The 24,854-nt window shown below is 39.2% G+C and carries 23 protein-coding genes, 1 pseudogene and 1 riboswitch; of the genes and pseudogenes, 9 read left to right on the top strand and 15 right to left on the bottom strand.

Going from position 1 to position 24,854, the window contains the following annotated elements; genetic code table 11:
• Positions 1–141 precede the first annotated feature (141 nt).
• Both ACFX4L_RS18300 and ACFX4L_RS18295 read right to left on the bottom strand, forming a co-directional pair.
• A complete protein-coding gene (locus tag ACFX4L_RS18300; RefSeq protein WP_377405818.1) occupies positions 142–849 on the bottom strand; it encodes a nitroreductase family protein in 708 nt (235 codons plus the stop codon).
• Between the two features lie 114 nt (positions 850–963).
• Positions 964–1,380 (bottom strand): RrF2 family transcriptional regulator, encoded by a 417-nt coding sequence (locus ACFX4L_RS18295; protein WP_089365044.1) that lies wholly within the window; start codon positions 1,378–1,380, stop codon positions 964–966.
• Between the two features lie 521 nt (positions 1,381–1,901).
• Here ACFX4L_RS18295 and ACFX4L_RS18290 point away from each other — a divergent pair.
• Together ACFX4L_RS18290 and ACFX4L_RS18285 are read left to right on the top strand one after the other, a co-directional pair.
• A complete protein-coding gene (locus ACFX4L_RS18290; protein WP_284471645.1) occupies positions 1,902–2,084 on the top strand; it encodes a hypothetical protein in 183 nt (60 codons plus the stop codon).
• Positions 2,085–2,198: 114 nt separating this feature from the next.
• On the top strand, positions 2,199–2,744 hold the full coding sequence (locus ACFX4L_RS18285) for an NADPH-dependent FMN reductase (protein ID WP_284471646.1): 546 nt from the start codon (positions 2,199–2,201) through the stop codon (positions 2,742–2,744).
• Positions 2,745–2,873: 129 nt separating this feature from the next.
• Here ACFX4L_RS18285 and ACFX4L_RS18280 read toward each other — a convergent pair whose 3' ends face one another.
• From ACFX4L_RS18280 to ACFX4L_RS18245, 8 genes are all read right to left on the bottom strand, one after another.
• Positions 2,874–3,659, bottom strand: a complete 786-nt coding sequence (locus tag ACFX4L_RS18280; RefSeq protein WP_377405816.1) for a glucose 1-dehydrogenase — start codon at positions 3,657–3,659, stop codon at positions 2,874–2,876.
• A 15-nt stretch (positions 3,660–3,674) separates the two neighbouring features.
• Positions 3,675–4,529, bottom strand: coding sequence for a RhaT/GlcU family sugar-proton symporter (locus ACFX4L_RS18275; protein ID WP_061461839.1), 855 nt, complete (start codon positions 4,527–4,529; stop codon positions 3,675–3,677).
• A 142-nt stretch (positions 4,530–4,671) separates the two neighbouring features.
• Entirely contained in the window at positions 4,672–4,836 is a 165-nt protein-coding gene (locus tag ACFX4L_RS18270; RefSeq protein WP_377385122.1) for a hypothetical protein, read from the bottom strand.
• Positions 4,837–4,887: 51 nt separating this feature from the next.
• The gene (locus ACFX4L_RS18265; protein WP_377385120.1) at positions 4,888–5,202 is read right to left on the bottom strand and encodes a hypothetical protein; all 315 of its coding nucleotides are present in this window, start codon (positions 5,200–5,202) and stop codon (positions 4,888–4,890) included.
• A 245-nt stretch (positions 5,203–5,447) separates the two neighbouring features.
• Positions 5,448–7,274: an APC family permease gene (locus ACFX4L_RS18260; protein WP_377385118.1), complete on the bottom strand. Its 1,827-nt coding sequence runs from the start codon at positions 7,272–7,274 to the stop codon at positions 5,448–5,450.
• A 136-nt stretch (positions 7,275–7,410) separates the two neighbouring features.
• A riboswitch (cyclic di-AMP (ydaO/yuaA leader) is annotated at positions 7,411–7,554 on the bottom strand.
• 410 nt (positions 7,555–7,964) lie between these two features.
• Entirely contained in the window at positions 7,965–8,420 is a 456-nt protein-coding gene (locus ACFX4L_RS18255; protein ID WP_289320936.1) for a GtrA family protein, read from the bottom strand.
• Positions 8,380–9,402: a glycosyltransferase family 2 protein gene (locus ACFX4L_RS18250; protein WP_089364585.1), complete on the bottom strand. Its 1,023-nt coding sequence runs from the start codon at positions 9,400–9,402 to the stop codon at positions 8,380–8,382. The genes ACFX4L_RS18255 and ACFX4L_RS18250 overlap by 41 nt, the downstream gene beginning before the upstream one ends.
• 15 nt (positions 9,403–9,417) lie before the next feature.
• Positions 9,418–11,088 carry a DUF6044 family protein gene (locus ACFX4L_RS18245; protein ID WP_375166254.1) on the bottom strand — a complete coding sequence of 557 codons (1,671 nt, stop codon included), beginning with the start codon at positions 11,086–11,088 and terminating at the stop codon, positions 9,418–9,420.
• Between the two features lie 173 nt (positions 11,089–11,261).
• Here ACFX4L_RS18245 and galU point away from each other — a divergent pair, with 173 nt between their 5' ends.
• From galU to ACFX4L_RS18230, 3 genes are all read left to right on the top strand, one after another.
• Entirely contained in the window at positions 11,262–12,122 is an 861-nt protein-coding gene (gene galU, locus ACFX4L_RS18240) for a UTP--glucose-1-phosphate uridylyltransferase GalU (protein ID WP_089364586.1), read from the top strand.
• 695 nt (positions 12,123–12,817) lie between these two features.
• On the top strand, positions 12,818–14,194 hold the full coding sequence (locus ACFX4L_RS18235) for a cytochrome P450 (RefSeq protein ID WP_377405814.1): 1,377 nt from the start codon (positions 12,818–12,820) through the stop codon (positions 14,192–14,194).
• A gap of 98 nt (positions 14,195–14,292) precedes the next feature.
• Positions 14,293–14,466, top strand: coding sequence for a hypothetical protein (locus ACFX4L_RS18230; protein ID WP_155727224.1), 174 nt, complete (start codon positions 14,293–14,295; stop codon positions 14,464–14,466).
• Positions 14,467–14,541: 75 nt separating this feature from the next.
• On the opposite strand, the gene ACFX4L_RS18225 is transcribed toward ACFX4L_RS18230, so the two are convergent.
• Complete coding sequence (locus tag ACFX4L_RS18225) at positions 14,542–14,712, bottom strand: YjcZ family sporulation protein (protein ID WP_089364588.1); 171 nt, start codon at positions 14,710–14,712, stop codon at positions 14,542–14,544.
• Between the two features lie 301 nt (positions 14,713–15,013).
• Between ACFX4L_RS18225 and ACFX4L_RS18220 the strand changes: the two are divergent.
• From ACFX4L_RS18220 to ACFX4L_RS18210, 3 genes and pseudogenes are all read left to right on the top strand, one after another.
• Positions 15,014–15,205: pseudogene (locus ACFX4L_RS18220) on the top strand (amino acid permease); the annotation flags it as partial.
• Positions 15,206–15,567: 362 nt separating this feature from the next.
• Complete coding sequence (locus tag ACFX4L_RS18215; protein ID WP_377385112.1) at positions 15,568–16,245, top strand: FadR/GntR family transcriptional regulator; 678 nt, start codon at positions 15,568–15,570, stop codon at positions 16,243–16,245.
• Positions 16,246–16,259: 14 nt separating this feature from the next.
• Positions 16,260–17,498 (top strand): CynX/NimT family MFS transporter, encoded by a 1,239-nt coding sequence (locus tag ACFX4L_RS18210; RefSeq protein ID WP_377385110.1) that lies wholly within the window; start codon positions 16,260–16,262, stop codon positions 17,496–17,498.
• A gap of 788 nt (positions 17,499–18,286) precedes the next feature.
• Here ACFX4L_RS18210 and yhbH read toward each other — a convergent pair.
• On the bottom strand, positions 18,287–19,456 hold the full coding sequence (gene yhbH / locus ACFX4L_RS18205; RefSeq protein WP_089364591.1) for a sporulation protein YhbH: 1,170 nt from the start codon (positions 19,454–19,456) through the stop codon (positions 18,287–18,289).
• Between the two features lie 516 nt (positions 19,457–19,972).
• Positions 19,973–20,152 (bottom strand): hypothetical protein, encoded by a 180-nt coding sequence (locus ACFX4L_RS18200; protein ID WP_089364592.1) that lies wholly within the window; start codon positions 20,150–20,152, stop codon positions 19,973–19,975.
• Positions 20,153–20,270: 118 nt separating this feature from the next.
• Here ACFX4L_RS18200 and ACFX4L_RS18195 point away from each other — a divergent pair, with 118 nt between their 5' ends.
• A complete protein-coding gene (locus ACFX4L_RS18195; protein ID WP_061461829.1) occupies positions 20,271–20,480 on the top strand; it encodes a hypothetical protein in 210 nt (69 codons plus the stop codon).
• A 155-nt stretch (positions 20,481–20,635) separates the two neighbouring features.
• On the opposite strand, the gene ACFX4L_RS18190 is transcribed toward ACFX4L_RS18195, so the two are convergent.
• Together ACFX4L_RS18190 and ACFX4L_RS18185 are read right to left on the bottom strand one after the other, a co-directional pair.
• On the bottom strand, positions 20,636–22,531 hold the full coding sequence (locus tag ACFX4L_RS18190; protein ID WP_061461828.1) for a PrkA family serine protein kinase: 1,896 nt from the start codon (positions 22,529–22,531) through the stop codon (positions 20,636–20,638).
• A gap of 549 nt (positions 22,532–23,080) precedes the next feature.
• Entirely contained in the window at positions 23,081–24,715 is a 1,635-nt protein-coding gene (locus ACFX4L_RS18185) for a glutamate/serine transporter AimA (protein ID WP_284471656.1), read from the bottom strand.
• Positions 24,716–24,854 lie beyond the last annotated feature (139 nt).

The raw sequence follows: 24,854 nt of genomic DNA, 5'->3' as shown, positions 1-24,854 counted from the left end.
AAAAAAGGTAGATTTCCTCAGAATAAACTGAGAAAAACTACCTCTATTGGCCCGAAGGGACTTTTTCAGTGCCCTCCGAATTTCAGCTATCCTTTTACTTGGTATCTAATCCTTGCTCCAAAAATCCTTTTATGTTGAACCTTAGTATTTATTCCAAGTCAATAAAGTATCTAGTGGGAAACGGACTTTTTCAAATCCTGCTTTAGTTCCTTTTCCAAGGGAGATTAACATGACAGGTTTGAATTTTTCCGGTACATTGAATGCATCCACAAATTTGGCTTCATCGAACCCTCCCATAGGGACTGTATCGTATCCTTTTGCTTTTGCTGCTAACATGATCTGCATGGAAACCAAGCCACCGTCAATCATGGCTACACTTAAAGCCTTTTCAGCAGAAAAGTTACCGTAATTATGGATGATGGAAGCTACAAATGGCTCTTTGATTTCATTCTTCATGATCCCTTTATCCACCAATTCACCATAAATTCGCTCTGCATTTTTGTAACCTTCTATATCAGCTAAAACGGCAATGACCGCAGAGGCATCAACAATTTGTTGTTGGTTATTTGCGATGGGCAGCAATTCTTGTTGGGTTTGCTTATCTTGAATCACAAGGAATCTCCATGGCTGTAAGTTTGAAGAAGACGGCGCTTGAATCGCAACCTCCAGGATTTCTCTAATTTCTTCTTCAGTCATCACGTATTCAGCATCGTATTGGCGAACAGATCTCCGTTCTTTTGCGACCGTAAGGAAGTCTGTATCAGTAAGGACCTTCGGCTTTTCTAGCGGTATATTCAATTCTTTCGATTTATTTAGGTACTCTTCTTTACTCATTGTATTTTTTGTCATTTATAATGACCTCCATTTAACTGTGTATATTACAGGAACAGTATATTACGATTACTGTTCTTTTGTCAAATACAGTTTAAGAAAAACGAAACCCTATTAGTTTCGTTTTTCACTTTAAGATTTTGATAGTAAATCAGCAATCGTCTTTTGTTCCAAGCCTTGTATAATCCAGCTCTCCATCTCGTTTTTCAAACCGCATAAAGCGTCGCGAGAAGAAGGCTGAAAGCATTTTTTATCATTCACATCAAGGAAGCCCTTTGAAAAAGGTTCGGATTTAATTGCAGCGTATATATCTGCAAGTATGATTTGTTCGGGATTTTTGGCTAGTGAATATCCGCCATCCCTGCCTTCTTTAGCTTGAATCAGCCCTGCCTTAACTAAATTACTTAATATTTTTCTGAGAAAACCCGACTCCGAATCAAGCTTATCGGCCAATTTAGCACTATTACATAATCCATCCTGATCTGCAAGAACGAGCAAAGCTTGTACTGCAAGACTAAACCACATTATACTGGATACCTTTTCAGACATTTCTTTCACCTCTCCTCTACTTTAAACTATTTTTCAATGAATATAAAACGCTGCATCGAACAATTCTTCCTAAAACCTCTTTTAAATGAACCAGCCATGCGGAAAAGCTTGCATACCCTTTTAGACCGATCGGAGTTTTTCGGAGCAGTGATAGTAATGGGAAGTAGAATCTGTCACCAAAATGAATGGATAAACACAGTACTCCCACTTGGCGTATTTTATATCACCTTCCATTAAATGCTTTTCCCCATTTTACAAAAACCAGGAAAAAAATGGACTAGTTATTTGTCCAAAATAGGTTTTTTGGGAATATGGTAAACTAACTTAATAGAATTTTCACTCAGGAAGTGTTAATGATTGATGCTAAAGACCCTCTCATCACGACTATAAGCTGGTTATTGGCTTGGAACGGAAATTAATGATCATGGCCCTCTTGGTTTTGTTCATAGCTGCTTCAGAGTATGTCCATTCTTGGGTGGTCGGTAAAATTTTCAAGATGGGGAAAGGGGGATATCATCACCTTGACATTTACAGGAGGAATGCGAAGCATCAGTGCAGGATCCGTTCTTGCGACTACCTATTTCCCTGCTGCCGTCGCTGTACCCGTTGTACTTGGTATGCTTTTTAAGCAAATGCTCGCTTCCTTTTTTGGCTTCATTATGGAGAAGCATTCCACCGTTGTTCGAAAGAAGGGTGATCAGTGAAAGATTATTTCCTAAGCATCCCTTTTCCCTTTCATTTAATTTCCAATTATAATAGACTAGTGGAACTTATTAACATGATTATCCATAAAAAATAAACAATCGGAGGTAATGAAGATGAAAATTGTTGCAATAGTGGGAAGTATTCGTAAAGAGTCTTACAACCTAAAGCTTGCCAAATATATTCAAACTAGATATCAAGATCGTTTTGATCTCGAAATCTTAAACATTCGGGACCTTCCTTTTTATGATCAAGATATTGAAAATGAGCCTCCTGCAGTCGTGAAAGAATTTAAAAGCAAAGTGGCTGATGCAGATGCAGTCCTATGGGTAACGCCTGAATACAATGGGACGATTCCAGGCGTATTGGGCAATGCCATCGATTGGTTGTCACGTGTGGATAAAGTCTTGATTGGCAAACCTTCATGGATCATGGGTGCGTCAATGGGACAATTAGGAACGGTTAAAGCTCAATTGCATTTACGTGAAATCCTATTCGCTCTAGGCATCTCCTCCCCGCTCCTTCCCGGGAATGAAGTATACGTCGGAGCCGTGCATGACAAAATCAATGACGAAGGCAGTCTTACACATGAGTCGACTGTCCAGTTTATCGATACGGTCGTCGATAACTTCATTAGCTGGTATAATCATCATACTCGTTAATGCTTTTAAGACAAGAATCCCAGCAGATCGCTCCTGCTGGGATTCTTGCTGCTTCATTCATGAGTTAAATGAGCCTTGATGGCAGTGCTCCTTCTCGATTTAAATCCTGCCTTTTCTAGGCAGATACATTCATCCTCTTCCAGCTTGGAATGAAGGATATTTCGTCATCCCGCCATCAGCAAATAAAGTGATGCCCGTTACATAACTGGATTCTGAAGATGCCAGCCATACGGCAACCGCGGCAATCTCTTCAGGCTTTCCGATATACCCCATTGGAATCATGCTTTCCAGATCCTTTTTCTTTTTGGGATCTTCAAGTTTGTCGGCATTAATTGGCGTGGCGATGGCTCCAGGTCCAATGCTGTTCACACGAATCCCTTTCGGTGCATATTCAAGCGCCAGGGTTTCCGTAAGCAACTTCACACCGCCCTTGCTTGCCGCGTAATGTACGAATAAAGGCCAGGGAATCATCTCATGTACACTGGACATGTTTATCACATTCCCTTTAACATTGTTCTCGACAAAATACTTGATCGCTTCACGGCAGCCTAAGAAATTACCGGTTAAATTGGTGTCAATTACCCTATTCCAGTCGCTTAACGGCATCTCGTGAGATGGAACGGCATTTTCTACTCCTGCATTATTAATGAATATATCAAGTTTCCCGAATTCCTTTACCGCAGATCGAACAATGTTAATCATATCTTCTTCAACCGTGACATCACATTTCACTGCAATAGCTTCCCCACCATTGTTTTTGATTTCTTCCAATACACTGTCCGCTTCCTCTGATTTAGTGCGATAATTAACCACGACCTTTGCCTTTTCCTGAACAAAGCGAATGGCCATCGCCTTTCCTAAACCAGTGGATGAACCGGTTATAACAACGACCTTACCCTCTAAATCTGTATACATTCAATCACCCTCCAATTAACTTTTTGCCAATCCGAGCATAATCCCGGCTATGATAATCAAGATAATTCCTATAACGATTCCAATTAGTTGGCGCTTCGTTTTCTTTTCACGTAATATGATGATCCCGCCGAGAGTTGATATGACTATGCCCATTTGAGAAAGGGAAAAACTCGTAGCCACTCCAACACGGGGCTGGGATATGAATAAAAACATGTTCCCTGCAGCCCATATCAGTCCGGGAATTATATTGCGGATCGTATATTTGTTAAACGGTTTATGTTTAAAGGTCAATAATAGACCGCCTATCACCATCCCGATCGCTTGAGGGAACAATGCTGACCAGCCATTAACATTGAAAAGCCGGGCTACGACCACATAGACCAAATAACCGAACGTCGAGATGAGGAGAATAATGATTCCTTTTTTCAAGTTTCCCGATTTGCCCTCTTTTGATTCTTTATCTTCCAAGGAGGTCAAGACAATTCCTATAATAATGAAAACTAGTGCCAAAACGCCTAAAATGACCGCTTTCATAGTAGACCATTCGTGAAAAACAATGACCCCGAATAAAGTCGTTGAAATGAGCTGTAATCCAGTTGATATCGGCATCGTTTTGGAAACACCCATTAAATCAATGCTCTTAAGCTGATTAGCTTGTCCAACGGCCCAAAACAATCCAGAAACGATCCCGACGCCAAACACCAAAAGTGACAACTTGATATCGGCAAAAATATAAACACCAATTGAAAAAATCAAGGCGCCAATCGTTGTACCTAGTGTTTGACTATAGGGTCCCCCCCCAAGTTTCACATTAAATAAAACGATGCTTCCCCAGAATAATGCAGGCAAGAGAGCTAATAATATATCCATCTTCAACCCCCATATTTGTATGTACTAACGGAAATTTCATTTTATATTCTCTTAATATGTTGTTCGCATTATTTGAATTGAACCTCGGTAATTTTATCCAGTTCCCGCAGAAATAGTGTTCAACACAAAAAGGGCTGCAGTCTCAGCCCTTTTTGACGATAGTGATATTAATTGCAGCTACCCACCATGTTATGATGTTGCATGTCCATTTCCGAATCATCACTACCTTGAAATAATCACTTTCATAAACAGCCGTCGTTCCGATAAAGATGAGGGAGAACAAGAGAGTCAGAAAGAAAAGGAGCAAATCCCCTCCCACTTTTTGTTTCTTTTACATCCTCTCTCTTTATATAAAAAGTCACAAAGAATATACTGGGAAGGTATTCAGATTCATCGAAATGATCATGAAAGTTTGTGAATCAAGAGCCAGCATGACCCCAAGCATGGCTCCTATCAGTGTTGTTGATAGAGACTCCATAACCGCTGTTAAACCGAATGGCCTTCCGCTATTGATGCTGCCACTGCACATATTGAGATGGCCAGAACGGTAAAACCGCAGCTTGCCGGGCAACAGGAATGGCAGCATTAAACTTGCCGTTATACTTAACATCATGACCATGCATTTACCCAGGCTAACACCAATATGATTATGGTGAAATACTCTAGTTAGCAAATGCAAAATCCAGTAGCCTATATGTTATGAAAGATGAAGTATCCTTGCACCTTACTGAGCAATAATAGTTATTGTGAAATTAATGAGTTATTAATGAATGATCTTATTATATCGGGGGCGTTAGTTTGAAAAAAGACAGCCGTAGTGCTGTCTTTTTAATTATGAGATTATAAATAATATACGAACAGAGCCCAATAAAAAAGCAAACCATATGTAGGTTTGCTTCTTTTCTTAGATGATGGAACTTACTTCTTCAAATGATAGGGAACTGTCGCAACAACTACATTTCTTCTATAAAGCAAGTAGGCCTTAATCAGTAAACTTGATTGGTTATGAAGAATATTGTGCCAGCCTTTCTTCGGAATAAATTGCGGGATTATTACCGTAACTTTATAGTTGGATTCACTCGCTTTATGTTCAACTGTATCCACGAATTTAGTTAATGGCTGTATGATACTCCTGTAATAAGAGTTTAGTGTGACGAGTCTAACATCTGGCTGCCACTTTTTCCACTTTTCTTCAAATTTCTTTTCATCTTCTCTTTCAAAAGCAACATAAACGGCAATGACCTGATGTGCTGATAGAGATTTAGCATAATTTAAAGAGTTCTCAACCACATGAGTTATACCGGCCACAGGCACAATAATGATATTCCCTTCTATTGGCAAGATGGGCTCACAAGTTGTAATCCTTAGCTGGTCTCCGACTGCTTCATAATGCTTCCTAATTCGATGAAAAATTAAAATGATGATAGGTAAAAAAATCAAAACAGGCCAAACCTGAGTAAATTTGGTTAAAAAGAATATCATCGTGACGATAAAACTAATAGTGGCACCAATTGAATTAATGGTTAATTTCATGATCCAGCCTTTTGGCTTTTCGCGTATCCATTTGACAATCATCCCGGTCTGGGAAAACGTAAATGGAATAAATACCCCTACCGCATAAAGTGGAATAAGATTTTCTGTATGTCCCCCAAATGCGACTATTAAGATGATGGATGCAAGTCCTAGTATGATAATTCCATTGGAATATCCTAATCGGTCCCCTCTAATCGTAAACGCCCTTGGTATGAATTTATCTTTTGCAAGATTCACCGCAAGCAAGGGGAAAGCGGAATAGCCAGTATTGGCAGCAAGAATCAAGATCAATGCAGTCGTACCTTGAATGAAGAAATACATGAAATTCCGACCAAAGATCTCTTCAGCAATCTGCGAGACGACCGTTACCTCTGCGCTAGGAACAATGCTTAAATAGTAGGCTAAGAATACGATTCCCGTAAATAATACAGCCAGTAAGGAACCCATAGCTATTAAAGTTTTTGCAGCATTATTCGGAGCTGGGTCTTTAAAGTTCGGAATCGCATTGGAAATCGCTTCGACTCCTGTCAATGCGGAACTTCCTGATGCAAATGCTCTTAGCAGTATGAATAAACTGATGCCCGCTACTGGAGTCCCGATTGGCGCGTGTAATTCCGGTGAGACTCCTCCTGTCAGGATTTTGTAAATTCCTACACCAATCAAGATGAACAATGCTAAAACGAATAGATACACCGGATAGGCCAAAACAGAGGCCGACTCCGTAACCCCTCTTAGATTAAGGATGGTAAGCAGAAATACAAAAACGATGGCTATGCCTACATTATATGCATGAAGGCCGGGAAAGGCGGACGTGATAGCATCCGTACCTGCAGAAACACTTACAGCTACAGTTAAAATATAATCGACCAATAAGGATCCTCCAGCTATCAACCCTGGATTGATACCTAAATTGTTTTTTGAAACCACATAGGCTCCCCCGCCATGAGGATAAGCAAAAATGATTTGTCTATAGGACAAGATCAATGCAGCCAACAGTAACAATACTCCGATGGCGATGGGTATGGAATACCAGAATGCCGCAGCACCGACCGTGATCAGAACGATTAATATTTGCTCCGGTCCATAAGCAACCGAAGACAAAGCATCAGAAGATAATATCGCCAAAGCCTTGGTTTTGTTAAGCTTTTGATCACCTAGTGCATTTGATTTTAAAGGTCTCCCGATCAAAAACCTCTTTATAGAAGATAACATCAAGAATTCACCACCATTTTTAAGTTATAAGTTTATGTTACCCAGCTATAGAAAAAACAAAAAAAATGGAAAAATGCCCACAAGTCATAACTAAATAGACCTGTAGACATCCACTTTTTTGTCTAACAAGCTCCACCTTCCCTCTCATATAACGCTTACGAGGTTAGCTGTCGGATTCGGACCTAAGAGTAGCCCTACCTTGAAAGGATTCACCCCTTGGATTGTTAAAATAATCCCATACCGGACCCCCCGTACCATAAGGTTTAAGCGATTTAGAAATACGAAACTGTTGATTATCATACTCCCGTGAAATGGAAAAGTAAATGAAAATTTTGCACAGTAAAATAATAATTTATTTTAAGTGAGGCTTTGTTCTGACGTATATAACATAAGTCATCCAAGTGCATGATTCGAAGGTAGGAAAAAGGTGAATAACTTGTTAAAAAAGAGAAACTTCCCAATCAATTTTTAAGAAATGAAAGAACAAAAACGGTGGGTCCTTAAAAGGGAAAATTACCGAATTACGAAACTGTTTAAATCTCTAATTTATTAACGGTTCACCTTTCTTATTAAAAGGATCTGCCCCCGCTTGGATAGGTTTGCAATATATAAACTCCACGCTGAAAATCAAAAATTCGCTTCTTGAAATCCACTTTGATTTCCATCCAAAGGGGCATTCTTTGATTCTAATCAGTTCCTTCCTTCTTGAATTGTTCCCAAATTGCTTTTTTTAAAGACAAAGTATTTCTGGCCAATATAGTTCAGTACTGTATAAAAGATTGTTCCGATAAGTACAGCCACATTTTGCTGAATGGAAAAATGAACGGATGCTTCCAAGGATCCTGCAATGGCTTGTCCTAAAGAATAAGCCGCGGAATAACAAATCAGGATGACGCAAAAGAAACGGGCAACCCCTCTCCGCCAATCTATATCGCTTCTAAAAGTAAAAGTCCTGTTCAACAGAAAACTCGTTACTGCTCCCATACCATTGCCGAAAAAGGTAGAGATCCAGTAAGATAATTCAAGAACATTCATGAGAAAAAGCATGATGGAAAGTCCAACCCCTGTATTGACCATTCCAACCAATAAAAAGCGGATAAAGGAGTTAGTGTGTTTTAGATAGTTTTTCAATACTTGTCCGTTCATTATCTAGTTGCTCCCGTTTATTTAAATCGAGCGGATTAAATAAATCCAGATCCACAATATATTTAGGCCGGCGTTTGGATTCATTATAGATTTTACCGATATATTCCCCAATCAAGCCGACAGCAATCAACTGGAGTCCGCCGATCAACCAGATGGAGGTAATTAATGAGGTCCAACCAGTTTCGGTCTGCCCAAAAAACTTTAACCATAAAAAGTATGACCCAAAAAGTAAGCTAATGAAAAAGGAAAGACATCCTAGCCATAATACAAGCCGGATCGGTGTTACTGAAAAGGAAGTAATGCCATCAAGAGCAAAAGCAACCATCTTCTTAAATGGATATTTCGTTTCCCCTGCCAATCTTTCTTTGCGGTCATAATAAACAGAGTCCGTCTTAAACCCAATAAGCGGGACGATTCCCCGTAAAAAAAGATTCGTTTCTTCAAATCGTTCCAACTCCACGATCGCCCTTTTGCTCATTAGCCGGAAATCTGCATGATTATAGACAAGGTTGACCCCCATTTTGTTCATCATTTTATAAAAGCCAGTTGCAGATGTTCGTTTAAAAAATGAATCAAGGTCCCTTTTTTGGCGGACGCCATATACAATTTCACATCCTTCAGTGAATTTCCGAATGAATTCAGGGATGACTTGAATATCATCTTGTAAATCTGCATCAATTGAAATCACACAATCCGAGGCTTCCTTGGCTGTAAACAATCCGGCAAGGAGTGCATTTTGGTGGCCTGCATTCCGTGAAAGCTTTAGTCCACGAACATATTCATTGTTAATCGTTTCCTTATATATGATCTTCCATGTTTGATCTTTACTTCCATCATCAACCAATAGAATTTTACTTTGACCAGACACAACATTTTCTTCGACTAAACCCCTCACCAATCCACAAAGCTGGGAAATGGTATCCTGCAAAACACTTTCTTCGTTATAACAAGGTACAACAATCGTCACTATCGGTGAATTCACAATATCCCCCCCTTTTCAAATGACTCTGTATAAATGAATTTTCCAAACGGTCCCTTTCTTTGTGAAAATCCTATCCAGTTCCAACCCGTTTTCCTTCGCGTTGTTGATTGGTACGGCAGAAAATATATACTTGCCGCCTAATCCTTTAAACGCATCTACATTAATCTCCAAATTATCCAACTCTTTCTTCGAGCCTTTTTTGAACATATAATGCTTACCAAGCTCATCGGCAAATAGGTAACAACGTCCTCCCCATTCATCAAAGTAGATTCTGATGTTTTTATTCTTTGCCAATTCGTTTTCAATTATTTGACGAAATTGATGTTTGTATGTAAGCGGATAGAAATTGTTATAGCTATCGAGCGTGTAAAACCCATTAAATTGGGCGATAGCAGGATGTAGACCGATGCTTGCAACCCGATATTCTTCCTGTGGGAGGCCAATATGCTCTTCTATATCCTGAAAAAGGCTTTCTGCATAGAACTCTTTAAAAGATGGTTTTTTATTGTTAGTGATTTCTTCATTGAAACCCATTAAAACCATGATTTGAACGGCAATGAAGATTAAAAGGGTTTTCTTAGCAAATTCACTGTGTTCCCAGATGATTTTTATGGCGAGGGCAAACCCCAAGTAAATCACCATCGGCCTTAAAAAGTGAAATCTGGCAAAATTAAAAGTATCCAAGGTATGGAACCTTTCTGTTAAAGGAAGCCAGCCTTTATAAAACCAAAATGCATACCATGCGGAGAGCATAAAATTCAAACCGAACAAAAAAACAAAAACCCTTTCCTGTCTCCACAGTTTTTTGATCAAAATAATATAAAGGGCAAAAGCTGTAATCGGCAGGATGATAAGCGCATGTACAGTCATGACATGCGTATGTCCAAGAACGAAATTTTTGAAAGTAAGCTTAATGACCCACTCGAGCGGTAGCCTTGCGTGAAAATATTCATCCCTGCTGTTTGGCTCCGAATCAAAAATGAAAGAAGCAATCAAACGATACTCCACAAGACCAAAAATGAAGGTCATATAAACGATTGAAAGAAAAAACCTTAAATTCCAACCTTTTCTCCTAATCACATCCGTTATCCAAAGAAGGCCCATTGCAACCAGGAAAAAGAAAAAGCCAAGTACGATGCTTGAATATAGAGGTAAAAGTGTAAGGACCAAATAATTCTTCCACGAGTGGTCCTTGTTGCGGATATTCAAAAAAGCCCAAAGGGCTAGCGGCATCCCAAGCGTGCTGAGCATTCCCGATGGCCAAAATGGAGTAAGGGCAAAGGCTAAGGATGTTCCAACCCTAATCCATCCCGATTGGCGCCCTGTAATGAAATGTTTTTTTAATAGGATATACATACCAAAGAAAGCAATAAATCTTGTTAATGCCTGGCTTATTGCATATGCAACCATTGTCGGAAAAAGGGCATGAAGCCACACGATAATACTGAATTCACTGCCAAACGCATTTCGGGGCAGCCCATTCATAATCTGTGGAATTTTGGCGTTTATTGAACCAAATAACTCACCGCTTTCTGAAAGCACTTTATACCAGGCAAGGTTGGAATCCAAATTATCATGTACACGAATATGTGCATTTTCTCCAAGGATGAGTAGAGGAGAGAGATATAAAATTATGACGAGTAAAGCAAAAAGGATTTGTTTTCGCTCTTGATTTTCAATTGGCAAAATATACACCTCTTGACGAAATTCATATATCCATAATATTTACTTCAATGGTAAATCTATTCTTTTTCAGGGATTTATTTTCACCTTTTTTTGATATAGGTCAACCAATGACTACATAAAATGAAGGGTAGAACAAAAAGCGGAATAAAAGAACCTTAAAAAGGGGCTAGGCTATGATAAAGAAAGCCGTAATTCCAGCAGCCGGTTTAGGAACACGATTTTTACCTGCTACAAAAGCTCAACCAAAGGAAATGCTGCCGATTGTCGATAAGCCGACCATTCAATATATTATCGAGGAAGCGGTACAATCAGGGATTACAGATATTATCATCGTTACGGGGAAAAACAAACGTGCCATTGAAGATCATTTCGATAAATCCATAGAGCTTGAAATGCTACTACAAAAGAAAGGACAAAATGATCTGCTTACAATCGTGGAGAACATTTCCAATATGGTGGATATTCACTATGTAAGACAAAAGGAACCATTAGGTCTGGGGCATGCAGTTCTATGTGCCAAAACTTTTATCGGAGACGAACCTTTTGCCGTCCTATTAGGTGATGATATCGTGGATAGTCGTGTCCCAGCCTTGAAACAGCTAATGGAACGGTATAACAAGGTTCGAGCGAGCATTATCGGGTGTAAGGAAGTGTCACCTGCCGCTGTCTCAAAGTATGGGATTGTAAATTTCCAAGAACAATATGAGGATTTATTTCTGGTACGAAACTTAGTGGAAAAGCCAAAAGTTGAGGAGGCTCCATCAACACAGGCTATTATTGGCCGATATATTTTATCACCTGCCATTTTTGAAACCCTTGAAACCGTACAGCCCGATTGTAAGGGGGAAATCCAGCTTACCGAAGCTTTAGACCTTTTGCTGGAAAAGGAACCAATATATTCGTACATCATCGAGGGAAATCGATATGACGTCGGGGATAAATTCGGCTTTCTTCAAGCTTCAATAGATTTCGCCTTGAAACGACCTGAACTTCGCGATCAGCTAATATCTTATTTAAGACTGTTGTTTCCTTAATAAGGTTCATAAAAGCCTATGCCCAATTACCAAGATGTGATTGGGTCATTTTCTTAACTTCTTGCATTTTTGATTCAATGGAAAGATTTTTTGAGTTTAGTCAGCTCCAGATACATTTTAATATGACCCCAATAACATGTTCCCGTACCAAAAGCTTAAGATCTATGAATATGAAACTGTTTATTAATGGCAAATCAAAGTGAAAATTTTGAACAGAAAAAGAATAATTTATTGTTAGTGAGGTTATGTTGATAAGGTATATCAAACATATGAGATCCAGAAAGGATTGCAGAGAATCACATGCATAAAAAAAATAATCCGATAATAACCGATGAATTTTTAGATAGTGTAGTTAAGGAAATCAATGACCTATTTGGTGGACCCATTAATGAAAAAAATGATCGTTTCCAGCATGGGGACGATCAAGAAAGAAATTGAATCCTCCTTATCCACAACAAGGAGTTTCCTCTACCGGGAAATTACCCCACATCTTCTGAATCTAGTCTCAAAAAAACTCTGGCGGTTTTTATCCAGAGTTTTTTTTATGGCTAAATGCAGGCTGACTCCCCTTCTTTTCCTATATATAGCCGTATCATAAGAAATTTAAATGTTCATTATGACTTGTCCAAACAGATTTAGCTTATCCTCATAGAATGAATATACGTAACTATTTAAAAGAAAGGGGTCAAACAACATTGAGTCACACTGATGATGTCTTCCGCAATTCTCAAAAAGTGCCAAATGGAAGGCTGATTTCCGGACATACAAAGGAGTTTCAAAAAGATGCCCTTGGCTTTCTTACCCGATTGGCCAAGGAATATGGGGAGGTCGCAAAATTCCGTTTTGGACCATTCCAAAATGTTTACCTCGTTTCCAACCCTTATTTAATAAAACAAATACTAGTAACAAAACAAAAATCCTTCGTCAAATCAAAGGACCTCAAAGCTTTAAAACCACTTATTGGTGAAGGTCTGCTTACAAGTGAAAAGGACTTTCATATGCGCCAGAGAAGGCTTATTCAGCCCTCTTTCAAAAAGAATCATATTAGCCATTATGCCAAGGATATGATTGATATCACAATGGCTTATATATCAACTTGGGAACATAATGATGAACGGATAATTACAAAGGATATGATGGACATCACTCTGGGGATAGTCAGCAAGACCATGTTCAGCATAGAATTCACGGATGGCTCTGAAATTGTAGGGAAACCGCTGGACACTGTATTAAAAGCTGCAGTCAAAAGGATGAGATCGATTTTCCGGTTGCCATTATGGGTACCAACTAAAATCAACCGTGAATATAAAAAGGCGATAAAAAGCCTTGATAAAGTGATTTACGAAATTATTGAAAAACGGAAGACCGACACAGTAAAACATGAAGACATGCTTGGAATCCTGATGGATGCACGTGATGCCGAAGACGGATTAGGAATGACAAACCATCATTTACGTGATGAGTTAATGACCATTTTTCTTGCAGGTCATGAAACGACAGCAAATGCTCTTTCTTGGGCACTGTACGCACTTTCAATGAATCCTGAAATTCAATCTAAGCTTTTCTGTGAAGTGGATAGCATAATTGGTCGTAGGACACCCAGCCCTGACGATTTCATGAAATTACCATACACTCAAAATATCATACAAGAAACACTTCGAATGTACCCGCCAAGTTTTATGATATCCCGGGATGTGGAGGAGGATGTCGTTATAGGAGGATATCACTTTAAAAAAGGCGATATGATTATAATAAGTTCTTATGTGATGCAGCATGATCCAAAGTATTTTGAACAACCGGATTCTTTTATTCCTGAACGATTTGAAAACAACTTTTTGAAAAACCTGCCTATGTTCGCTTACCTTCCATTTGGCGGAGGACCCCGGGTTTGTATCGGCAATCATTTTGTCATGATGGAAGCAGTGCTTGTCCTGGCTTGCATTTCTCAACGATATAGGATAAAGCTTGCACCTGACCATCATGAAGTAACCCCACTTCCGTCCCTTACGCTCAGGCCTAAGCGTGGGCTGCGCATGGTCGTAGAAGAAAGAGAAGCGAGCCTTTGCACCTGAATCATCAACTTTTAAATGAATATGAATGATTCCCCATGAACAAAACATTTTTATCTCCTTTAAGAGACTGGCCTATTTTTTGAAAGGAGGGTTGAAAAATGTATATGCACCATTCACCAAAGATGGGTATCATCCACACTGAATTACAATATTTAGGGATGGCCTCGCAGGTATATACCGGTTATTTAGAATTTATAAGGGAAATTGATCCGGTACAAGAATCTGAAGACCAACAGCCGCTTCCTCTCCCCTTTTTATATGAGAACGAGTAGTCCCATTAGCCATTTCCTGCTCTAAACCTTATATGTTATAGAAAAACCGACCTATCAAGGTCGGTTTTTTGTTATTCAGCAGTATGTTCCATAACCGTAACCCTGGGCGTACCCGCCGCCAAATCCAGCTCCGCCGCAAAAGCTAGCTCCCACAATCACTAAAAGGATAAACAAAACGACTATAAAGGCGAAACCTCCGCCAAATCCAAAACCGCCATCACAACCACAATCTGACATATATGACATCTCCTTATTCGTTTTTATAGAAGGACTTGAACTGGTTACATCATCTTATTCACTACCAAACAAAATGACAGTGAAAATGCGTTTTAAGATAATTTTTTTAACTCTCGTCTCTTGTTCAATATGTATTTTTTTCGGAATGTATGCAAAATCGGCTTTTCCAAAAACCTCCGATTATTTTAAATAAAATTGCCCACATAATTTTTTCATTCCACTCTTAAAAAATCACTTATTATACTACTTTCCTTAATTTATTTCATAAAATTCAAATACTTTTAGATAATAAAGAACCCCTAAGGCATTTCTAAGAACAACCCAAAAGGGTATCCCACTTAATGGAATATTTTTAACTACATCATGTATATTTGGTGGTGTGTATTTATCCTATTTGACCCCAGATCTGATATTAAGCTACCTTATGGCCATCCCTTTCCTCACAGTTCTATTATTATCGATTAGTATTTGTTCGGTGCAATTGAAGCTGCGTAAACAATAAACCGACAAACGGGGTTTCTGGTTAAAATGGCACACATATACAACTATATTAGCTATCACATCTTTAAGCTTTATCTTTTTTGCATTTATCTTCAATAAGCAAAATATAATTGGAACTACTGTATGTCTTGTCACTTTAGCAATACTTATCCTTATTTCTTTTATTGTCAAACAAAAAAAGAAATAAGGAAAATCCCTGAATTTATTGGATTTCAGGGATTTTTTCTTTTCCAAAATTCTTATGGGAAATTGAAATTTGATTTTACAAATACTCGGATGCAACAACATTCTTGTTATATATTAAACATACATATGTTAAAATAACCAATGAACCAATCATCCTACAAATTCGAGGTGTATATATTGTCCATATCTAAAACAAATCGCTTATCCCTTGTAGAGCAAGTGGTTTCCCAAATCGAATCGTTAATCGAATCAGGTGAATGGGAAATTGGAAATCAGATTCCTCCTGAAATGGATTTGATCCAACAATTCGATGTAAGCAGAAATACATTAAGAGAAGCTGTACGATCACTTGTTTATGCAGGTCTTTTAGTGACGAAACAAGGAAAGGGAACATTTGTAAAGTCCTCAAGTGCCTTGGGGGCGGCATTTCAAAGAAGGATCCAGCAGTCAAGTTTATTAGAAACGTTAGAGGTCCGTCATGCCCTTGAAAGAGAGGGAGCTCAGTTAGCGGCACTGAGACGTAACCAGGGAGATATAGAAAGATTACGGCTTCATATAACAGCTTGCAGTAATGCGGCAAAAGCAAAGGATATCAAGGCTTACGAAGAAGCGGATATCCAGTTGCATAAATCGATTATGGGTTCATCACATAATGGTTTATTGATTGATTTGTACGAACATATGGAAGACTCCCTCCATGATTCCATCCATCAGATAGTCGAGATGAGTTCTGATGCGAACCTTCATCTGAACATCCATTGCAACCTTGTAGATGCAATCATCGAGCAAGATGTGAACCGGGCAATCGAAACAGTGAATGAATACATTGCACAATTCAAAAAGTCTTTAGAGTAAGTACGGAGGAGATTATGAGCATTCATCAAGCGGCAAATCAACTGGAACAAACAAAAATGGATATTAAACCCAGGTTAGGACTTCTCATCATCGGGATCATTCTTCTTGGTGCCAATCTGCGGGCTCCCTTAACATCTGTTGGCCCCCTTGTCACTTCGATCCGGGATAATTTAGGAATTTCCAATACACTATCAGGTTCCTTAACGACATTGCCTTTGCTTTCTTTCGCATTATTATCACCATTTGCGCCTAGGATAGCACGGCGGTTTGGAATGGAGCTCACCCTTTTCCTTTCCTTGATATTATTAACGATCGGGATTGGGATACGCTCTGTTGGCGGCGTATTGACATTGTTCATTGGGACCATTTTAATCGGGTTGGCCATCGCAATGGGCAATGTATTGTTACCCAGTCTGATAAAACATAACTTTGCTAGGAATATCGGTTTAATGACAGGGACATATGCAGTTTCCATGAATTTATGTGGCGCAATAGGTTCCGGGATCAGCATTCCCATTGCTACATCATCGGGTTTGGGTTGGGCTGGTGCCCTTGGATGCTGGGGAATTTTATCTCTTATTACGGTTTTCTTTTGGATGCCGCAATTAAGACGGCCATTCAAGTCAGGTAAGGATATACAAACGGCTCAAAAGGTTAAAAACATTAACTTATGGCGTTCTGGATTAGCTTGGCAGATTACTTTTTTCATGGGGTTGCAATCGTTTATCTTCTATACAGTAATTACCTGGATGCCGGAAATCCTGGAGCAAAAAGGTCTGAATGCTGATGAGGCTGGCTGGATGCTATCCATTATGCAGCTTGCCGTCATTCCCATAACATTCATTGTGCCAATTTTAGCTGGACGCTTACAAAGTCAGCACCTGTTAGTGGTCCCACCTGTCACCTTCCTTATTGCAGGGATATTCGGCATATTATACGGAAGCACTATATTCATACCAGTATGCATGATATTGATCGGAATTGGCGTCGGAACCATTTTCAGTTTATCCATGATGTTCTTTAGTCTTCGAACACAAAGTACCAATGAAGCGACGGAATTATCAGGAATGGCTCAATCATTCGGTTACCTCTTAGCTGCCATCGGACCGGTATTATTCGGATTGCTTCATGACGTTACACATAGCTGGACAATTCCCTTATTTATGTTGGTCGTTATTTCGGCACTTATTTTCATTGTTGGAATGCGTGCAGGAAAAAATGAATATGTAACTACAAATGAAAGTCTCTCATGAATTTTGTAAAAAAGAGCATACTTACATGATAAAGAACCTGTGAAAGCGTTAGAACAACGTGTTGTCGAATTAACGAAACGAATGATATAAGTTTAGTGTATTTGAAAAAAGCCATTGTTCCTGTTGAGCAATGGCCTAGACAGTGGACAAACTCGATTAAAATCAAGTTTGCCTACTGTTTTTTTATGGCTTGTACAATTTGAAAGAGGGCTATCGCCAGTACAAATCACCAAAACACATTTGTGTGACATGTCATTTTTATCAAAGTGTACCGAAAGTAAAGATATCAAAAAGTAGTGACACGTCATATTGGGCACGATTATATGATAGAAGCAGATCATCTGCGTCATCATCTAGATATAAAAACCTATCTATGCGAAAAGTAAAGAAACGATTGAGCGTGTTTTCGCAGATGAAAAAAGAATAGCATGGTGCGTTGGACTACTTAAAGGGGACTTGAAAAATTGTCCATGCAGGTGATGCACTTTCGCTGCCATGAATGTAAAGAAGATGGCCAATTGGACATGGGAAGGTCAAAAAATGGCCTAACATAGTGGGCTCGTAAAGACACAATTCCTTAATATTGAGCAAAATTCAATTTCAAAAGGGGTTCGGAATGTTTTAATTCCGAACCCCTTTTATCTGAGCCATTGCTCTTGTTGAGCAATAGCCTTTTCGTATGTAATTCCTGAATCTGCAAAATGAAAAAAGACGTACAATGTGAAGCGCACGCCTTTTTTGCCTACAATTATAATGACTTGGAAATCGCCATCTCCGCGTTCTCTTTTTTATGCATACTTCTTACTTTCCTCGTCTTTAAAAAAGCTCTTCATTGCGTGGAAAACATCTGCCTTTTGCTTAAGGATATAATACCTGAATTTTTCATTCTCGATATTCTTATAGGCTGTCATCAATGTAGAATGACGATTGTATTGATTGACTTCCCCATACCCGAACATATTGGAAACCTTCATGAGTTCTTCAACAAGCTTAACGCATCGAACGTTATCTGATGTGAGGTTATCACCGTCGGAAAAATGAAACGGATAGATATTGAACTTCGCAGGGTCATATTTATGATCAATAAGTTCTAATGCTTTTCGGTATACGGACGAACAAATCGTACCGCCGCTTTCCCCTTTTGAAAAAAAATCCTCTTCCGGAACCACTTTCGCTTCAGTATGATGGGCAATGAACTCGATTTCAACCGTTTCATATTTTGTCCGCAAGAAACGGTTCATCCAAAAGAAAAAGCTTCGAGCCATATATTTTTCCCACAACCCCATACTACCAGAAGTATCCATCATTGCCAGCACGACTGCTTTGGAATCAGGTTTCTGGATCTCATTCCAGGTTTTGAATTTAAAGTCTTCCTTATAAATAGGATGAAACCCTGGATCCCCGCTTAAAGCGTTCCGTTTGAAAGCCGATATCATCGTTTTCTTTTTATCGATATTTCCCATTAAGCCTGTCTTGCGGATATCGTTGAATTCGATATGTTCAAGCGTGTGCTCCGCCTGTTCTTTCTTCTGGAGATTAGGCAGTTCCAATTGGCTGAACAGGGCTTCCTCCAATTCCATCATCGACACTTCGGCTTCATAATAATCCTCACCGGCCTTATCACCTGCACCTTGGCCCTTACCGGCCCCGGCATCGGACGGTGAGCCATCCCTTGCAACCACATCCCCCACTTTACTGTCTCCATCGCCTTGCCCTACATGTTTGTTTTTATCATAGTTATAACGAATTTTGTATTCATCCAAGGAGCGAATGGGAATCTTGATAACATCCCGGCCATTAGACATTATGATGCTTTCTTCTGAAATTAGATCAGGCAAATTATTCTTGATCGCTTCCTGCACCTTTTCCTGATGACGTTGTTGATCATCATAGCCTTTCCGATGGAGGGACCAATTTTCCTGTGAGATAACATATTGTTGATTATTCTCTTCCGACATTCTCTTCCCCCCTTAAAAATGTTTGCACGCTTTTCATCATTCCTTCATATAATAAATTAGTGTGGGAAAGCCCACATCATTCCGGTGTCCCAATGAAAAATACTATGCGAAAAAACGGATTAAAAGAAAAGTATTACTCTATCTTATGCAGCGGTGCAGGATAATTTACCACAAAATTCAATAATGGACGTTTGCCTACGAACTAGACAAGTCATGACATGGACATACGGACCCTTTAAATATTTTTTTCTAATGTTAATGCAACATAAGTATTTATCTAGAAAACGAACAGACTTATCAGTCCTGTTCGTTTTTCAGCAGGCTTCATTTATCGGATTAGATTTTTATAAGGTAACTTAAAATATCTTTTTGATGTTAGCCGGGTACAAAATCTAAAAGCAGAGACATGCAAATACATATCAAAAAATAGCAGCAATAAACCACAACAAAAGGGTGCTCCAGTAATTTTCTGGACACCCTTTTACACAGATAGAATGATTCTGGTTGTGATATTCGTCAATCTTTATCTTCCTCAATTTCATGTTGCACTGTACCTGGGCGTTTGTCCCGCTCTTTCAATTCTTCATTCGTCCTTTGATTTTCCATCTGCTTCCCAAGTTCTTTCATCTCTTCATAATCCTTAGCCATGGAGCTGTTTTCCGGAACATGTTCTCTTTTCAATTCTTCTTTACTCATTTGCTATCACCTCCACTTATTGATACCCAATATTTCCAAATCCAAAACGTAACATATCCAATGGGAAGATGGGGTATAGATAAGACATTATGAGCAAACCAAAGGAGGTGTAAGAAGTATGCAAACAACTACACTTTATGTAAAAGAAGCAACGTCAGAAGGTCCGATTCTAAATCTAGAGTCCATACTTTTAAAAACAGAAGGCGTGGAACGTGCGATCATCGATGTTGATGATGGGGAAATTAAAATCGATCATAGCGAAGACGAACTTTCCCCCGACCAACTTATCACACTTATTGAACAGTATGGCTTGAATGTAACCAAATAGGAATCCAAAGTACCGGGCTCCCCCTAGTAGGGCCCGGTACTTTTTTTTAATTTTTAAATATCCGATACCCTGTCACCTTTAACAAATACTTTACCTTTCCTAAAAAAGGATATAAACCCCTACCCAATAGGGGGCAGGGGCAAGAAAGCATGCATTTACCGATTTAACAAGCTGCCCACATAGCGCAGCAAATCATTGGCCGAAGTGGAATTATAACCGTGCTCATCGATAAGTCTCGTAATGACTTCGTTCACCTTCTTCAGTTGCCTTTCGTCTGGTGTTTTCGTTGAAGTAGTGATTTTGACGACATCCTTCAAATCCGCGAATAGCTTCTTCTGGATTGCTTCCCGTAAACGATCATGTGAATTATAATCGAATCGCTTTCCTTTACGCGCATATGCAGAGATACGAATCAATATTTCTTCGCGGAATGCTTTTTTTGCATTCTCGGAAATTCCAATTTGCTCTTCAATCGAGCGCATCAATTTTTCATCCGGATTAATTTCTTCCCCTGTCAAAGGATCGCGCAGCCTTGATTTATTGCAGTATGCTTCGACATTGTCCAGATAATTATCCATGAGGATTTTCGCAGACTCTTCATATGAATAGACAAATGCCTTTTGCACTTCATTTTTTGCAATGGCATCATATTCTTTACGTGCAAGGGAAATGAAATTCAAATACCGCTCCCGAAGTTCGTTTGTAATGGACGGATGCTGATCAAGACCTGCTTTTAATGACATAAGTACATCCAATGCATTGATGGACGGATTTTCCTTACGAATGATCGTAGAGGAAATTCGGTTAATCACGTAACGTGGATCGATTCCGCTCATGCCTTCGTCCTGATATTCTTTCTTCAATTCATTGATGTCTGCGGAATTAAAGCCTTCCACATTTTCCCCATCATACAGCCTCATCTTTTTCAGTAAATCTATATCGCCCTTTTTGGGATCCTTCAAGCGGGTCATGATGCTGAAGATTGCCGCCACCCGTAATGTATGCGGGGCAATATGAACATCTGAGACATCACTTTCATGAATCATTTTTTCATAAATCTTTTCTTCCTCGGTAACCTTCAGATTATACGGAATAGGCATGACGATGATCCGCGAATGCAATGCCTCATTTTTCTTGTTGGAAATGAAAGCTTTATATTCCGTTTCATTCGTATGGGCCACGATAAGTTCATCTGCACTGATCAATGCAAAACGCCCTGCCTTAAAATTCCCCTCTTGTGTCAATGAAAGCAAATGCCATAAGAACTTCTCATCACATTTAAGCATCTCCTGGAATTCCATCATCCCGCGGTTCGCCTTGTTCAGTTCGCCATCAAAGCGATAGGCACGCGGATCCGATTCAGATCCATATTCGGCAATCGTCGAAAAATCGATGCTGCCCGTCAAATCAGCAATATCCTGTGACTTAGGATCAGAAGGACTGAATGTTCCAATTCCAACACGCTTATCCTCTGAAAGGAAAATACGCTCGACCATCACATCTTCAATCCTGCTTCCATACTCCTGTTCTAACCTCATTACATTCAGCGGCGATAGGTTTCCTTCAATCCGGATGCCGTATTCCTCATAAAAATCACCCCGTAAATACTGCGGAATGAGATGCAGTGGATCTTCATGCATCGGGCATCCTTTTATTGCGTAAATGGCACCAGAATCCTTTAATGAATAATTTTCAAGTCCACGCTTCAGTAAAGAAACGAGTGTAGACTTTCCTCCTGAGACCGGACCCATAAGAAGCAAAATCCGCTTACGGACATCCAGCCGCTTTGCCGCCGGATGGAAATATTCCTCGATGAGCCTTTCCAGTGAATCTTCAAGCCCAAACAACTGACCGCTGAAAAAATTGTATTTCTTTGACCCATTTACTTCCTCTATCCCTGCATCTCTGATCATGTTGTATACACGTGAATGAGCAGATTGAGCAACTAATGGCGTTTCTTTCAAAATTTCTAAGTACTCTGCGAAGGTGCCTTCCCACTTCAGCTTCTGTTCATCTTCTCTAAATTTTTCGATTTTCTTTAAAATATCCATTTAAGGAACCTCCCCCTGTCACTTTCAGAGAATACTTAAATCTATGCTCTAAGTCTGACAAACATGTCAGACTTTAAAAAGTGTCCGGGCATTGTTTAGAAACCTCCTGCACGCTCCATATATCGAAAAAGGCTTCATCATTGAACAATTGATGACAAATCGGCTGACAAGAAAAATAGTGTACACTACTGCTAAAAATTAGGGTATACTAAGCCTATACTTAAGTGGGACAATATGGGTAAAGGGAGGTCACATTATGGGCACAATTATTATCGTTGCAGTTGCTATTACATTTTTAGCCGCTATCTTTACTGCTGGTTATGAAGATAAACCGGGTGTCAAATAAAGAAAATATTAAGGCCTTTCTTACATTCCAAAAAAAGGGACAGCAAATTAAATTTGCTGTCCCTTTTCTTTGCACACCCATCCATATAAATAGAAAAAAGTCCTTTCGAACCCTGGAAGGATTTCTTAACTTTTAAAATAAATTATTAATAAACACTTCATTGATTTCATGCTTGCATGAAATCAATGAAGTGTCTTCATATTTTATACAGCGTTCTTTTTTTCCGTTTGAGATGTGATATCGTTCTCCAATGCTCTCAAGTCGTCGTTTACTTTTTTTCCTTGTTCCAAATATTCTGTTTGGAATCCACTCTTTATTGCCCACCTATAAAACACTAGTGATAAACATGTAATGAGGGCCATATCCCAACCAAATGGAATTACGTTAAGTCCACCAAACTTTTCACTGCCTAAATATGAAATGGTCATCATACAGATTAAGTAAACAACCATCCAAAGTCCTGCCGAAAAGTTTTGACGGAATCCTTTCCAGTTTATTTTTGCTTGATAATAGAAATAAACGGGAAGACCGATCATTATGATAAATAATACTTGACCTGTCAGCGGCCATCTTGCCCAATAAAGAACCAAAGAAGCAAAAACAAAGCCAAGTGGCGCAATGATGCTTAATCCTTTTAGACGTAATGGTCTGTACAAGTCCTTACCTGTGCGTCTTAGTGTCATAACAGTAACCGGACCTGTAATATAAGAGACTAAAGTGGCAACCGAAATTACCTCTGCTAGTACTCCCCAGCCCCTAAACATGAATAAAAATAAGAAAGATACACCTAGATTTAAAAACATGGCTTGACGCGGGATACCATAAAGAGGATGAAGTTTTCCAAACACGCTTGGTAAATATTTATTCTTTTCCATTCCATAAATCATTCGTGACGTTGTCGCCGTGTATGTTATTCCTGTCCCGGAAGGGGAAATAAAAGCATCGACGTATAGTAAAATGACTAGCCAGTTTATGCCTAAAACAATTGCTAAGTCAGCAAACGGTGAATTGAAATTCAAATGATGCCATCCGTTCACAATCATGGACGGATCAACGGCTCCAATAAACGCAATCTGTAATAAAACATAGATAACCGTTGCAATTAAAATGGAGCCAATCACTGCAATTGGGATCGAACGTCCAGGATTCTTTGCCTCACCTGCCATATTAATCGGACTTTGAAAACCGTTAAACGCAAAGATTATTCCAGAAGTCGCTACTGCAGTAAGTACACTTGCCCAACCATTAGGTGCCATACTTCCCGCTGACGTAAAATTGGATGCATGAAAACCAGCAAATAAAAGTGATCCAATCGTAAGTCCAGGTATAATAACCTTAAAGACTGTAATAAATGAGTTAGCTTTTGAAAACAAACTAACTGTCCAGTAATTTAATAAAAAGTAGACGATAAGTAATGCAGAGGCAATTGCCAAGCCTCCCCCTGTAAGACTTCCATTTTTCACTAAACCATGTGTCCACTGCGCCCATTCCCATGGCCATGAGCTCATATATTGAACTGAAGCAATCGCTTCAACTGGAATTACGGAAACAATTGCAATCCAGTTTGCCCAACCTGCAAGAAACCCTATGAACGAACCATGAGAGTACTGCGTGTATTTTACCATTCCCCCAGCTTCAGGAAACATTGCCCCTAATTCACTGTAAGAAAGTGCAATAAATAATATAACAACCATTCCTATAATCCAAGAGATAATGGCAGCTGGTCCTGCGATTTGTGCCGCTCTCCAAGCTCCAAATAACCAACCTGATCCAATAATAGACCCGAGTCCTACCATCGTTAATGAGAACGTTCCCATCTTTCGCTGTAAATTATTCATATGTTCATCACCATGCTTTCCAAAAATTCATTCCTTTAAATAACGTTTTAAAGTAACTGGATTTATGATTTGTGCTAGTGTACGCCCAAATAAATCTTAATGTAATTGCTGCATTCAGATCACCTCTTATTAAGCGCCT

It is taken from the genome of Peribacillus sp. YIM B13482, from assembly GCF_042787975.1.
GTDB classification, from domain to species: Bacteria; Bacillota; Bacilli; order Bacillales; family DSM-1321; genus Peribacillus; species Peribacillus simplex_A.
The sequence above is the reverse complement of the archived record's forward strand: the minus strand, read 5'-3'. Positions and strand labels throughout refer to the sequence as shown.

What these genes read in the sequence shown, in the direction of transcription:
- ACFX4L_RS18300 (WP_377405818.1), bottom strand. Translation starts at nt 849, where the DNA reads ATGACAAAAAATACAATGAGTAAAGAAGAGTACCTAAATAAATCGAAA.
- ACFX4L_RS18295 (WP_089365044.1), bottom strand. Translation starts at nt 1,380, where the DNA reads ATGTCTGAAAAGGTATCCAGTATAATGTGGTTTAGTCTTGCAGTACAA.
- ACFX4L_RS18285 (WP_284471646.1), top strand. Translation starts at nt 2,199, where the DNA reads ATGAAAATTGTTGCAATAGTGGGAAGTATTCGTAAAGAGTCTTACAAC.
- ACFX4L_RS18280 (WP_377405816.1), bottom strand. Translation starts at nt 3,659, where the DNA reads ATGTATACAGATTTAGAGGGTAAGGTCGTTGTTATAACCGGTTCATCC.
- ACFX4L_RS18275 (WP_061461839.1), bottom strand. Translation starts at nt 4,529, where the DNA reads ATGGATATATTATTAGCTCTCTTGCCTGCATTATTCTGGGGAAGCATC.
- ACFX4L_RS18260 (WP_377385118.1), bottom strand. Translation starts at nt 7,274, where the DNA reads ATGTTATCTTCTATAAAGAGGTTTTTGATCGGGAGACCTTTAAAATCA.
- ACFX4L_RS18255 (WP_289320936.1), bottom strand. Translation starts at nt 8,420, where the DNA reads ATGAACGGACAAGTATTGAAAAACTATCTAAAACACACTAACTCCTTT.
- galU (WP_089364586.1), top strand. Translation starts at nt 11,262, where the DNA reads ATGATAAAGAAAGCCGTAATTCCAGCAGCCGGTTTAGGAACACGATTT.
- ACFX4L_RS18230 (WP_155727224.1), top strand. Translation starts at nt 14,293, where the DNA reads ATGTATATGCACCATTCACCAAAGATGGGTATCATCCACACTGAATTA.
- ACFX4L_RS18225 (WP_089364588.1), bottom strand. Translation starts at nt 14,712, where the DNA reads ATGTCATATATGTCAGATTGTGGTTGTGATGGCGGTTTTGGATTTGGC.
- ACFX4L_RS18210 (WP_377385110.1), top strand. Translation starts at nt 16,260, where the DNA reads ATGAGCATTCATCAAGCGGCAAATCAACTGGAACAAACAAAAATGGAT.
- yhbH (WP_089364591.1), bottom strand. Translation starts at nt 19,456, where the DNA reads ATGTCGGAAGAGAATAATCAACAATATGTTATCTCACAGGAAAATTGG.
- ACFX4L_RS18200 (WP_089364592.1), bottom strand. Translation starts at nt 20,152, where the DNA reads ATGAGTAAAGAAGAATTGAAAAGAGAACATGTTCCGGAAAACAGCTCC.
- ACFX4L_RS18195 (WP_061461829.1), top strand. Translation starts at nt 20,271, where the DNA reads ATGCAAACAACTACACTTTATGTAAAAGAAGCAACGTCAGAAGGTCCG.
- ACFX4L_RS18190 (WP_061461828.1), bottom strand. Translation starts at nt 22,531, where the DNA reads ATGGATATTTTAAAGAAAATCGAAAAATTTAGAGAAGATGAACAGAAG.
- ACFX4L_RS18185 (WP_284471656.1), bottom strand. Translation starts at nt 24,715, where the DNA reads ATGAATAATTTACAGCGAAAGATGGGAACGTTCTCATTAACGATGGTA.